The organism is Achromobacter insuavis, assembly GCF_902859645.1.
GTDB lineage: Bacteria > Pseudomonadota > Gammaproteobacteria > Burkholderiales > Burkholderiaceae_B > Achromobacter > Achromobacter insuavis.
On record NZ_CADIJR010000032.1, the window covers coordinates 1 to 12,086 of the forward strand.

12 protein-coding genes are annotated in these 12,086 nt (G+C 69.5%); 10 read left to right on the forward strand and 2 right to left on the reverse strand.

Annotation, left to right across the window (positions count from 1 at the left end; all coding sequences use genetic code 11):
• Positions 1 to 1,129: exodeoxyribonuclease VII large subunit (gene xseA, locus H0523_RS16795; RefSeq protein ID WP_180180097.1), on the reverse strand; the 1,129-nt coding region annotated here is incomplete at its 3' end.
• Between the two features lie 353 nt (positions 1,130 to 1,482).
• Between xseA and H0523_RS16800 the strand changes: the two genes are divergently transcribed.
• The 3 genes from H0523_RS16800 to lpxK are packed head-to-tail and all read left to right on the forward strand — an operon-like array spanning position 1,483 to position 3,565.
• A complete protein-coding gene (locus H0523_RS16800; protein WP_054430105.1) occupies positions 1,483 to 2,106 on the forward strand; it encodes a MotA/TolQ/ExbB proton channel family protein in 624 nt (207 codons plus the stop codon).
• Positions 2,103 to 2,516 (forward strand): ExbD/TolR family protein, encoded by a 414-nt coding sequence (locus tag H0523_RS16805; protein ID WP_054430107.1) that lies wholly within the window; start codon positions 2,103 to 2,105, stop codon positions 2,514 to 2,516. The genes H0523_RS16800 and H0523_RS16805 overlap by 4 nt, the downstream gene beginning before the upstream one ends.
• On the forward strand, positions 2,513 to 3,565 hold the full coding sequence (gene lpxK / locus H0523_RS16810) for a tetraacyldisaccharide 4'-kinase (RefSeq protein WP_054430108.1): 1,053 nt from the start codon (positions 2,513 to 2,515) through the stop codon (positions 3,563 to 3,565). Before H0523_RS16805 ends, lpxK begins: the two co-directional genes overlap by 4 nt.
• On the opposite strand, the gene H0523_RS16815 is transcribed toward lpxK, so the two are convergent.
• Positions 3,562 to 5,799, reverse strand: a complete 2,238-nt coding sequence (locus H0523_RS16815) for an IgaA/UmoB family intracellular growth attenuator (protein ID WP_054430110.1) — start codon at positions 5,797 to 5,799, stop codon at positions 3,562 to 3,564. The genes lpxK and H0523_RS16815 overlap by 4 nt on opposite strands.
• Before the next feature lie 195 nt (positions 5,800 to 5,994).
• Here H0523_RS16815 and H0523_RS16820 point away from each other — a divergent pair, with 195 nt between their 5' ends.
• The 7 genes from H0523_RS16820 to rpsT all read left to right on the forward strand — a co-directional run bounded on the left by H0523_RS16820 (position 5,995) and on the right by rpsT (position 11,947).
• Positions 5,995 to 6,177, forward strand: coding sequence for a Trm112 family protein (locus tag H0523_RS16820; protein WP_006396036.1), 183 nt, complete (start codon positions 5,995 to 5,997; stop codon positions 6,175 to 6,177).
• Between the two features lie 12 nt (positions 6,178 to 6,189).
• Positions 6,190 to 6,954 carry a 3-deoxy-manno-octulosonate cytidylyltransferase gene (kdsB, locus tag H0523_RS16825; RefSeq protein ID WP_054430112.1) on the forward strand — a complete coding sequence of 255 codons (765 nt, stop codon included), beginning with the start codon at positions 6,190 to 6,192 and terminating at the stop codon, positions 6,952 to 6,954.
• A gap of 92 nt (positions 6,955 to 7,046) precedes the next feature.
• A complete protein-coding gene (gene adk, locus H0523_RS16830; RefSeq protein ID WP_054430114.1) occupies positions 7,047 to 7,703 on the forward strand; it encodes an adenylate kinase in 657 nt (218 codons plus the stop codon).
• A gap of 133 nt (positions 7,704 to 7,836) precedes the next feature.
• Positions 7,837 to 8,595, forward strand: coding sequence for a 3-hydroxyacyl-CoA dehydrogenase (locus tag H0523_RS16835; RefSeq protein ID WP_054430117.1), 759 nt, complete (start codon positions 7,837 to 7,839; stop codon positions 8,593 to 8,595).
• Positions 8,596 to 8,653: 58 nt separating this feature from the next.
• Positions 8,654 to 10,213 (forward strand): murein biosynthesis integral membrane protein MurJ, encoded by a 1,560-nt coding sequence (murJ, locus tag H0523_RS16840; protein ID WP_054430119.1) that lies wholly within the window; start codon positions 8,654 to 8,656, stop codon positions 10,211 to 10,213.
• 197 nt (positions 10,214 to 10,410) lie between these two features.
• Positions 10,411 to 11,394: a FecR family protein gene (locus H0523_RS16845; protein WP_054430121.1), complete on the forward strand. Its 984-nt coding sequence runs from the start codon at positions 10,411 to 10,413 to the stop codon at positions 11,392 to 11,394.
• Positions 11,395 to 11,683: 289 nt separating this feature from the next.
• The gene (rpsT, locus tag H0523_RS16850) at positions 11,684 to 11,947 is read left to right on the forward strand and encodes a 30S ribosomal protein S20 (protein ID WP_006396042.1); all 264 of its coding nucleotides are present in this window, start codon (positions 11,684 to 11,686) and stop codon (positions 11,945 to 11,947) included.
• Positions 11,948 to 12,086: the final 139 nt, after the last annotated feature.

The following is a 12,086-nucleotide window of genomic DNA, read 5'->3' on the forward strand; positions in this document are numbered from 1 at the left end:
CCTGCGTCAGCTGGCGCGAGACGGCGGCCAGGCGCTCGGCGCCGCGGCGGGTGTCGGGCACGCGGTGCGCCAGGCGCTGCGCCAGCAGATTGACGCGGGCGCCGCGCCGGGCCTGCGGACCGGTCCAGGCCGAGGCCAGCCGGTAACTCAGGCTGTTCAGGCGCTCGCGCTGGTGCTCCAGGCGCTGGGCCGGCGACACCAGTTGCGCGGCGGCGCGATCCAGCCGCTGCGCCGCGCGTTCCAGGCGGCGCTGCTGGCCGCGCACCAGGGTCTCGGCCGCGTACATGACGCGGCCCAGCAGTTCCGAGCGCGGCACGCAGGCCAGCTCGGCGGCCGCGGTCGGCGTGGGCGCGCGCACGTCGGCGACGAAGTCGGCGATGGTGAAGTCGGTTTCATGGCCGACGCCGCTGATGGTGGTGATGGCGCTGGCGTCGATCTCGCGGGCCAGGGCTTCGTCGTTGAAGCTCCAGAGGTCCTCGATGCTGCCGCCGCCGCGCACCAGCAGCAGCGTATCGACCTCGCCACGGCCGTTCGCCAGGCGGACCTGCGCGGCCAGCCGGCCGGCCGCGTCGGCGCCCTGCACCGGCGCCGGATAGATGATGACCGGCACCTGCGGCGCGCGCCGCGCCAGCGCCGACAGCACGTCGCGCAGCGCGGCGGCATGCAGCGAGGTGATCACGCCGATGGCGCGCGGCATCGGCGCCGGTTCGCGCTTGCGCGCCGGATCGAACAGGCCTTCCGCGTTCAACTGCTCTTTCAGGCGCAGGAAGGCTTCGTACAGATTGCCCAGGCCGGCGCGGCGCATGGCGTCGACCTGCAGCTGGTAGTCGCCGCGCGGTTCGTACAGCGACACCCTGACCCTGATTTCGACCTGGTCGCCCGCGCGCGGCACGAAGCCGACCGCGCTGGCGCGGCCCCGGAACATGACGGCGCGCACGGCGGCGCGGCTGTCCTTGAGCGTGAAGTACCAATGCCCGGAAGCCGCCTGCGTGAAGTTGGAAACCTCGCCGCGAACCCACAGTGCCGGGATGCTGCGCTCCAACAACTGCCCCACCGCTTGGTTCAGCTGGGCAACTGTCAGGATATCCCGCGCAAATACGTTGTTTGTGACTGCAAGTTCAATTGTCATAAGGCTTTCCGATGCGTACCTGTCCACAGGGCATACGTAGCGGGCCGCCATGATACCGCGTCCGGGCATTTTTGCCGCGGCTGGCCCGAAAGCTAGCAAATTCGACCTAAGAACATGATTTTTATGGAATTTCCGACCATACACGGCTGCTCGAATTTGAAGCAAACAAGCGCAAGCCCTGTGCCCGCAAGCGTTCCGGCGAAGTTTTGCACAGAATTATCCACAAATTCTGTGGATAGTTTTGGCGGCCGGCCGCCCTTGCCACATCCCCGCCGCGCCGTTACAGTTTCGGCTTGATCAGATGCCGGTGCGTGGCCCTCCCCCGCCCCCCGGTGCACCTGGAGTTGACCGCTTTGCTTTCCATCTTGCGCGAGGCCGGCTGGCCGATCTGGCCCCTGCTGGCGACGTCCGTGCTGGGTCTTGCGCTGATCTTCGAGCGCTTCCTGTCGCTGCGCCGCAGCCAGGTCATGCCGCGTGGCCTGAACGAACAAGTGGCCGAGATGCTGCGCAACCGCCAGGATTCGCCCGAATCGCTGAGCCGCCTGGAACGCAATTCCCCCCTCGGCCGCGTGCTGGCCGAGGTCATGCGCCACCGCCACCTGCCGCGCGAGGAATTGCGCAGCGTGGTCGAGGACACCGGCCGCGCCGTGGCCCATGACCTGAGCCGCTACATCCCCGCCATCGGCACCATCGCGGTGGTCGCGCCGCTGATGGGCCTGTTCGGCACCGTGGTCGGCATGATCGAGATCTTCGGCTCGTACACGCCCGGCGGCGGCGACCCCGCCCAGCTGGCGCGCGGCATCTCGATCGCGCTGTACAACACCGGCTTCGGCATCCTCATCGCCATCCCCGCCATGATCGCGCACCGCTATCTGCGCGGCCGCGTCGACGGCTACCTGAACGCGATGGAGCTGTCGGCCGCGCGGCTGGCGCGCGCCGTGTCGCACGCGCCCGCCCCGCGCGAGGACCGTCCATGAATTTCCGGGGCTCCCGGGGCGACCGCGACGAGCTGGACATCAACCTGATTCCGCTCATCGACGTCCTGCTGGTCATCCTCATCTTCCTGGCGGCGACCACCTCGTTCGCCCGCTTCACGCAGCTAAAGGTCACGCTGCCGCAGGCCTCCGCCGAACAGGAAACCCCGCCGGCGCTGGAAGTGGCGATCAGCCAGGACGGGCGCTATGCCCTGAACGGCACCCTGATCGACGTCTCCACGCCGCCCGAGATCGCCGACGTGCTGCGCCAGGCCGCCGCCGGCAAGACCGAACCGCTGGTGGTCATCAACGCCGACGCCCAGGCCACCCACCAGTCCGTGATCAACGTGATGGAAGCGGCCCGCCTGGCCGGCATCGGCCGCGTCAACTTCGCCGCCCAGACCACCCGGTGAGCGCGTCCCGCCCCAAGGCCTCGCTGCTTGCGCGCCAATGGCAGCACGGCGGCTGGCTCTCCACCCTGCTGCGCCCCCTGTCCGCGCTGACCGCGCGCGTGGTGGCGCGCAAGCGCGCGCGCTATCGCGACGGCCGCGCCACGGCCTACCGGGCGCCGGTGCCGGTGGTGGTGATCGGCAACATCTTCGTCGGCGGCACCGGCAAGACGCCAATGGTCATCGCCACGGTCCAGGCGCTGCGCGCCCGCGGCTACACGCCGGGCGTGGTCAGCCGCGGCTACGGCGTGAAGCTGGGACCGCAGCCGCGCGTCGGCCAGGGGGAACTTGAAGCGGCGCAATTCGGCGACGAGCCGGCGCTGATCGCGCGCGCCACCGGCGCCCCGGTGTCGGTGCACCCGCGCCGCGCGCTGGCCGCCCAGGCGCTGCTGGCCGCGCATCCGCGTGTCGATGTGATCGTGTCCGATGACGGCCTGCAACACCTGGCGCTGGCACGCGACGTGGAAATCGTGGTGCAGGACCCGCGCGGCATCGGCAATGGCCGGCTGCTGCCCGCCGGCCCCCTGCGCGAGCCGGCCAGCCGACTGCGCGAGGTGGATGCGGTGATCACCAACATCGGCGTGCCCGACGGCCGCGCGGCGCCGCCAGCCGACGCGCGGCCGCGCCAGGTCGCCATGTGGCTGGAACCCGATGACGCCCGCCAGATCGAGGGCGGCGCGCGCCGGCCGCTGGCGGCCTTCGCCGGCCAGCCGGACGTGGCCGCGGCCGCCGGCATCGGCAACCCGGAACGCTTCTTCGCCACGCTGCGGGCCCAGGGCATCGCGCTGGCGGCCACCCTGCCCCTGCCCGACCACCACGACTACGCGCGTTCACCGTTCCAGGAATTGGCCGCGCCCATCATCCTGGTCACGTCCAAGGACGCGATCAAATGCGCCGCCTTGCACGACGCGCGCCTGTGGGAAGTGCCGGTGCGGGCCGGCTTTTCCGACCCGCAACTGTTCGACTGGCTGGCGCAGGCATTGCGCCAGCGCGCCCCGCGCCAACCGGCCTAGAAGAACGCCGGACGCGCCGCGACCGGACGCCGGGCGTACTCCGCCAGGCCGCGCTTGCGCGCCGCCGCCGCGCGCAGCCGCAGCGCCGCCAGGACGCCGTGCACGATCACCAGCAACAGCGCCGCCGCCAGCCAGATCACGCGCGCCAGCGAAGGCCACGGATCGTCCAGCGAACGGCGCGCATCGACGTCCACGACCGTGTCGCCCGAGGCCTCGCGCTCGACCGCCGTGACCACGCCCGCGGCCTGGAACGGCTGGGCGCCATCGGCCGCCAGCATCGCGACCTGGCGGCTCCAGGACTGCAGCATGTCCGGCATTTCCTCGCGCGCCATCAAGGACGACAGATCGGCATAACGGCCGGGCCACACCTGCAGGACGACGCCGCCGCGCTGACGCGCCATCAGGTCGTTGCCGGCGCGCGCCAACACCTCGCGCAGCTGCGGCTCCATGCTGCTCTTGGCCAGGCCGCGCAGCTGGTTGGCGGCGCGCGTGATGATGACGCCCTCGTCGGCATTGCCCCGCTGCTTGAAGGCGCCGCCCTGCGCCAGCTGCAACAGCGCCAGCCAGTTGTCGGGTTCGTCGCGCGCCAGCATCAGGCTGTCGACGGTCTCGGCCTTGAGGCGATCGCACTCGGCGATGGCCTGGCCGGTGGCGCTCTCGCACGCCAGCTCGATGGTCAGCACCAGATCGGTCACGCGGCTCACCGTCACGGCCGACACGTTGCGGGCGTTGTAGGCGGCCAGCGGATTGCCGGCCAGGCTGCCGTAGACCTGATTGCGGACCAGCATGTCCATCATCGGGTTGGGCCGGGTCTTCAGAAAAGCGCCCGAATACAGTTGCAGCGCGGCCGGCGCCACGCGCAGTTCGTCGGCGCGGATCGCCTCGCCCTGCCAGCGGATGCGCTCGCAATCGAAGCGCACCTCGCCCTGGCGGTACGCGTCCGGCTGGAACTGGCAGCGGCCCGCGCCCTTCAAGGACACCAGGTCGCCGGGCGCGGGCGGATCCTGGACCAGCGCCGCGGCCGAGTCGTAGACGCGCGGCTGCGCGCCGCGCGCCCAGGCCGACGCAAGCGCGATGTCGCCGCGCAGGTCGGCGCCATCGATCAGGCCCAGCGCCACGCCGGCGATCAGGCCGGCCAGCGCCAGCGTCACGTGGCGACCCCAGGCCACGCTCGGAAACAGGCGCTGCTCCTCGTCCACCGAAAAGCGGTTGCCCAGGCGCAGCACGGCGTAGTCTTCCACCCGCAGGTCCACGTCGACGCGGCCGTCGTCCGGCAGCTCCAGGTTGGCGCGCCAATGGTCGGGCAGCGTCACCGGCAGCTTGTCGCCCAGGAACAGCTGGGTCGACACCGCCTGCGCGTTGGCCGGATTGGTCAGCACGATCGCGTTCAATTCGCCCCGCACCCGGTTCACCTTCTGCGCCGCGCCCAGCGGCCGCCGGCGCCAGGTCAGCCAGACGGCCAGCAGCGCCGGCGCGGCGGCCGAGGCCAGCCACGCCAGGCCGCCGCCCGCCGCGGCCACGCCCAGGCAGACGAAGGCCGCCAGCCACAGCAGGGCGGGCCAGAAGGCGATGCCGGACGGACGGCGCCAGGCGATCTCGGCGGGCGTTTCCTCGCGCTGGCTCAGGATCTCGACCCGCATGGCGTCGGCGAACTCGCGTTCGGCGTGGGCATCGGACGCATTGCCGGCGTCCTGCGCGGCGGCCGCGTCGGCGTCGACCACGTTCTGCATCTCGCCCAGCTTGCCGCTGGACCATTGCTGGTTCTGCTTCTGCCGGCGCGCCTCGCGCTCGCGGCCGCCGGCCAGGTCGAATTCGCCGTTCAGCGCCACCACGATGGCGAATTTCTCCGTCATCACCACTTCGGCCTGGTTGTCCTCGCGCAGATAGTCGCGCGCATCGTAGGGCAGCACCACGTCGACGCCGCCCAGCGTGTCGTGCATGGTGGCCGCGCCATGGCCCGATTCCAGCCCGTGGCGCACGAAGGCGCCGCGCAGCGGGAACACACCGTCATTCAGGAGCGCGACGCGTTGGGTCGGCTTGGCGGGCCGCACCAGGAACGGCTGCACCAGCGCCTGTTCCTCCGCGCTCAGCCGCCGCAGCGGCTGGCCTTCCTGCTTGAGTTCGCGCAGCGCGCCCTTGTTGTCACTGCGGCGCGCCATGTAGGTGATGGCGCTGATGACCGACCAGACCAGGATGATGAGCATCAGCCCGATGCGAAGGGTGTTGGCATCCATTGTTCTGTTTTTCCTCTTTCCTCACGTCGCGACGGATCATAGCCACCATCCGTCCCGGAATTTCTAGCGCGAGCGTCAAAACATGACAATAATTAACAGAACCACCCATCCGGCGGCCCCGTTCACCGCCTCGCGCCGCGCGCCGGGCGGCCGATCGCGGGCTGCGCGCGCCCAAACTGTTTTAGAATCCCGGTCATGGAATCCCGCCTTCTCGACATCCTCGTCTGCCCCCTGTGCAAGGGCCGCCTCGAACACGACCGGACCCAGGCCGAACTGGTCTGCCGCGCCGACCGCCTGGCGTTCCCGCTGCGCGACGGCATTCCCGTCATGCTTGAATCGGAAGCGCGCTCGCTGGACGACGCCCCCGTTTCTTCCTGACCCGCCCGCATCGTGAGCTTCATCGCCCTGATCCCGGCGCGGACCGCCTCGACCCGCCTGCCCGACAAGCCGCTCGCCGACATCGCCGGCAAGCCGATGGTGGTGCGCACGGCCGAGCGCGCGGCGCAATCGGGCGCCGCGCAGGTCTACATCGCCACGGATGACGCGCGCGTCCAGGACGCCGCCCGGGCCCACGGCCTGCGCGCCCTGATGACGCGCGGCGACCATCCCACCGGCACCGACCGCCTGGCCGAGGCCGTGGAACAGCTGGGCCTGCCCGACGACGCCATCGTCGTCAACGTGCAGGGCGACGAGCCGCTGATCGAACCCGAACTCATCGACGCCGTGGCCGCCCGCCTGGCCGACAGCCCGGAGGCGGACATCGCCACCTGCGCCTGTCCGCTGGCCGACGCCCAGGCGCTGTTCAATCCCAATGTGGTCAAGCTGGTCTGCGCCGTCGACGGCCGCGCGCTGTATTTCTCGCGCGCGCCGATCCCGTGGGCGCGCGACGCGCTGGCCGGCGGCGAGCGCGTGCTGGCCGAGGGCCTGCCCGCCTGGCACCACATCGGCCTGTACGCCTACCGCGTGTCGTTCCTGCGCCGCTACCCGACCCTGCCGCAAGGCGCGCTGGAACGGTTCGAGTCGCTGGAACAGCTGCGCGCGATGGAGCACGGCCACGTCATCGTCGTCCATCGGGCGTCGCACCCTCCGGCCGCCGGCGTAGATACCCCCGCCGACCTGGAACGCGTTCGCTTGATCTATAGCAAACAGATATAAGGGTTATTTCGCATGGCGCGGCCCCGCAGAGGCTGCTGCGTTGCGGCATAATCGCTCGGATCACAAAAATTAAACCCCATTCAGGAGCACTCATGCGTCTCATCTTGCTCGGACCTCCCGGCGCCGGCAAAGGCACTCAGGCCGCGTTTCTCACCCAGCATTTCGGCATTCCCCAGATTTCCACGGGCGACATGCTGCGCGCCGCGGTCAAGGCCGGCACGCCCCTGGGCATCGAAGCCAAGAAGGTCATGGATGCCGGCGGCCTGGTCTCGGATGAGATCATCATCGGCCTGGTCCAGGACCGCCTGAAGCAGCCCGACTGCGCCAACGGCTACCTGTTCGACGGCTTCCCGCGCACCATCCCGCAAGCCGACGCGCTCAAGAGCGCCGGCGTCAAGCTGGACTACGTGGTGGAAATCGAAGTCCCCGAAGAAGACATCATCGAACGCATGAGCGGCCGCCGCGTGCACCAGCCCAGCGGCCGCAGCTACCACGTGCGCTTCAACCCGCCCAAGGTCGAAGGCAAGGACGACGTCACCGGCGAAGACCTGATCCAGCGCGACGACGATCGCGAGGACACCGTCCGCAACCGCCTGAACGTGTACCGCCAGCAGACCCGTCCGCTGGTCGACTATTACTCGACGTGGGCCCAGCAAAGCCCCGCCGACGCGCCGAAGTATCGCAAGATCTCCGGCGTCGGCGCGGTCGAGGAAATCAAGTCGCGCCTGTTCGACGCGGTCAAGAACTGACCGGGCGCTTCGATGGCTCCAGGCCTTCGGCGCCGGCCGGACGCGATGCGTCCCGGCCCCGGCCCGAAGGCCTTGTCGCATCCGGCGCCCGCCGCGCCGCTTTCATCCCTTGAATTGATCTGGTGGTAGAGACATGGAAATCGCGAACAAGGTATTCATCGTTACCGGTGGCGCATCCGGCCTGGGCGCCGGCACCGTGCGCATGCTGGTGGCCAACGGCGCCAAGGTCGTCATCGCCGACCTGCAGGACGGCCCTGGCGAGGAACTGGCCAAGGAACTGGGCCAGCGCTACGTGCACTGCGACGTGACGCAAGAGGCCGACGGCCAGCGCGCCGTCGCCGCGGCCAAGGAACTGGGCGCCCTGTTCGGCCTGGTCAACTGCGCCGGCGTGGCGCCCGCCGCCAAGATCGTCGGCAAGAACGGCGCGCACCCGCTGGACCTGTTCCAGAAGGTCGTGTCGATCAACCTGATCGGCAGCTTCAACATGATGCGCCTGGCCGCCGAGGCCATGAGCGGCAACACGCCCGAGCCCACCGGCGAGCGCGGCGTGATGATCAACACGGCCTCGGTCGCCGCGTTCGACGGCCAGATCGGCCAGGCGGCCTACGCCGCCTCCAAGGCCGGCGTGGCCGGCATGACCCTGCCGATCGCCCGCGACCTGGCCAAGACCGGCATCCGCTGCATGACCATCGCCCCCGGCATCTTCGGCACCCCGATGATCTTCGGCATGCCGCAGGAAGTGCAGGACTCGCTGGCCGCCAGCATCCCCTTCCCCGCCCGCCTGGGCCGCCCGGAGGACTACGCCAAGCTGGTGCAGAGCATCATCACCAATGACATGCTGAACGGCGAGACGATCCGCCTGGATGGCGCCATCCGGATGCCCCCGAAATAAAAATGCCCCCACGCCCCCCCAATTTCCCGGGGGGCTTTTTTCTTTTGCAGTCACCTCAATGAGCCTGTTCCGTTCCGCGGCCACCGTCAGCAGCCTGACCCTGCTGTCCCGTATTTCCGGCCTGGTCCGCGACGTCCTGGTGGCGCGCGCTTTCGGCGCCGGCCCCATCACCGACGCCTTCTGGGTCGCCTTCCGCATTCCCAACCTGCTGCGGCGGCTGTTCGCCGAGGGCGCCTTCGCCCAGGCCTTCGTGCCGATCCTGGGCCATGCCCGCAACAACCGCTCCGAGGCCGAAGTCCGCACGCTGCTGGACCGCGTGGCGCTGCTGCTGACCATGGCGCTGATGACGGTCACGCTGATCGGCATCATCGCCGCGCCGTGGGTGGTGTCGGCCATGGCCAGCGGCCTGCGCGGCGCGGCCCGCGATACCGAATTCGGCGCCGCCGTCTGGATGACGCGGATGATGTTCCCCTACATCTTCTGCATGTCGCTGATCGCGTTCGCCTCCGGCGTGCTCAATACCTGGCGCCGCTTCGCCGTGCCGGCGTTCACGCCGGTGCTGCTGAACCTGGCCATGATCGCCGCCTGCCTGTGGCTGGCGCCGCGCATGGACGTGCCGGTCTACGCGCTGGCCATCGGCGTCATGGCCGGCGGCGTGGCGCAACTGGCGGTGCAATGGGTCGCGCTGGCGCGGCTGGGCATGACGCCGCGCTTTTCGCTGCGCTTTCGCGAGGCCTGGGCCGACCCCACCGTGCAGCGCATCCTCAAGCAGATGGCCCCGGCCACGCTGGGCGTGTCGGTGGCGCAGATCTCGCTGCTGATCAACACCAACATCGCCACCTGGCTCACGCCCGGCAGCGTCACCTGGCTGTCGTTCGCCGACCGCCTGATGGAATTCCCGACCGCCCTGCTGGGCGTGGCCCTGGGCACCGTGCTGCTGCCCAGCCTGTCGGCGGCCCACGCCCGCGACGACCACGACGGCTACAGCGCCCTGCTCGACTGGGGCCTGCGGCTGGTGCTGCTGCTGGGCCTGCCCGCGGCGGTGGGCATGGCGCTGCTGTCGGACGGCCTGGTGGCCACGCTGTTCCACTACGGCGCGTTCTCGTCCCAGGACGTGCTGCAGACCCGGCTGGCGGTCATGTCCTATTCGGCCGGCCTGATCGGCCTGCTGGCGGTGAAGATCCTGGCGCCCGGCTTCTACGCCAAGCAGGACATCCGCACCCCGGTGAAGATCGCCATCGGCGTGTTGATCCTGACCCAGCTGATGAACGTCGCGCTGGTGCCGCTGATGGCCCACGCCGGCCTGGCGCTGGCGATCGGCCTGGGCGCCTGCCTGAACGCGCTGGCGCTGCTGATCGGCCTGCGCCGCCGCGGCGTCTACCGGCCCGGCGCCGGCTGGGGCCGCTTCGCCCTGCGCCTGGTTCCGGCCCTGGCGGCCCTGGCCGCGCTGCTGGTGTACGCAGATGGTCGTATTGACTGGATCGCCCTGCAGGCCCATGCCGGCCATCGCGCGCTCTGGCTGACGGGCGTATTGGCGGCCAGCGCGGCCGTCTACTTCGGCATGTTGTTACTGTTTGGGTTCCGTCCCCGGGACTTCGGACGCCGGTCCGCCCGCTAATTTCCGGGGTTCGCACCCCAATCTCCGCAAAAAGCCGGCTACCCGCCGGCTTTTTTTTGCATTTGATTCGTCAAGAATTGACAAGCGGCCGGTAATCTTTGGTAAAAAACCTTTATTATTTACAAATTGCCATCGAAAGGATTCCCGCCTGGCTACCCAGGCGGCAGCTTGAAGTGAAGTACGCCCAAGGACAACCCATGGCGGACCAAGTCATCAATTGGTTACTGCTGCTACGCTCCGGTAAAGCGACGGCGCAGGACTACAACGATTTCCTGGCGTGGCGCGCGGCCGACCCCCTGCATGAGAATGCCTGGCAACAATTGACGGGCACTCTGGCGGGTTCAGGCTTTGGCCGGCTGGGCGACGCCTATCCTGCCGGTTACGCCACGACCGCCTCGCCGCCGCCCCCACCGCAGGTGGCGCCCGCGCCTGCCGTCACGCCCCCCGTCGTCGTGCCGCCGCGCCGGCGCTTCCTGACGGGTTCGCTCGCGCTCGCCAGCGCGGGCGCCTGCGCCGCTTACGTCGGCAATGCCTTCTACCCCTTGAGCAACGTCGCGGCGGATGCCGCCACGGCCACCGGCGAGCGCCGCCGCTACCAGCTTTCCGACGGCAGCCAGTTGCTGCTGGACGCGCGCAGCCGCGTCAACCTGGACTTCACCCCCGCCTACCGCCAGGTGCGGCTGCTGGACGGCGCCGTCACCGTGTCGGTGGCGCCGGACGCCCGCCGGCCCTTCCTGGTGCAGACCGCCGAGGGCACCGTGCGCGCCCTGGGCACCCGCTACATGGTGCGCCAGCAGGCCCAGCGCACGGTGGTCGTGGTGCACGAGCACGAGGTGGTGGTGGAGACCATGGCCGGCGCCCACGGCATCGTGCGGGCCGGCACCGGAGCGCGCTTCGACGCCTCGCGCATCGACACCCCGCGCGCCGAGCTCATGGCCGAGGCCGCCTGGGAATCGGGCTGGGTCGACGCCCGCGGCCGCCCGCTGGCCGAGATCATCGCCGCCCTGCGCCCCTATCGCAGCGGGTCCCTGCGCGTCTCCATGGCCGCCGGCGGCCTGCCGGTGTCCGGCCATTTCCCGCTCGACGACACCGACGCGGCGCTGACCGCGCTCGAAGACATGATGCCCATCCACGTGCGGCGCTATACGCCCTGGTTCGTCTCGATCAACGTCGCGGCCTGACCACGCCCGCTGACACGGGGCTGTAACGAAAAGCCGCTTCCGTTGTATACTCAGCACGGTGTTTTTATCCAGTAGGCGCAGCAGGGCCCACCAGGCGTTGATTCCTTCGATGCCCGCGCGGTCTGAAGCCCGGGTCAAGCTACCCGGGCCCTGCAGTCCGAGGCTTTCCTCGCAGCGCCCCCCGCCCGGTTGACGGGCGCTCCATCGGCAGACACGGCATTTAAAGCTTGCAATCCCCCGGGGACTTGCTAAAATGTTCGACTTTGCCGAATTCAACTTACATAGCAACATGGCCAATACCGCCCAAGCCCGCAAGCGCGCTCGCCAATCCGTTGAGCGCAACAAGCACAATTCCAGCCTGCGCTCGATGCTGCGCACCGCCATCAAGCGCGTTCGCCAATCCATCGCCGCCGGCGACAAGGCTGCGGCTGGCGAAGTGTTCCAGAAGGCGTCGAGCGTGATCGATCGCGTGGCTGACAAGAACATCATCCACAAGAACAAGGCCGCTCGCCACAAGAGCCGCCTGGCTGCCGCCATCAAGGCGCTGGCCTAAGCCATTATGCCGCCCTGCCTTGCAGGGCGTCATGAATACGGCAAATGAAGAAGGATGCCCGCGGGCATCCTTTTTTGTTGCCTGGCGTTGCCTGCCGCCATGGCCATGGACCATGACGCCACTGCCGAGTGACAGTGGC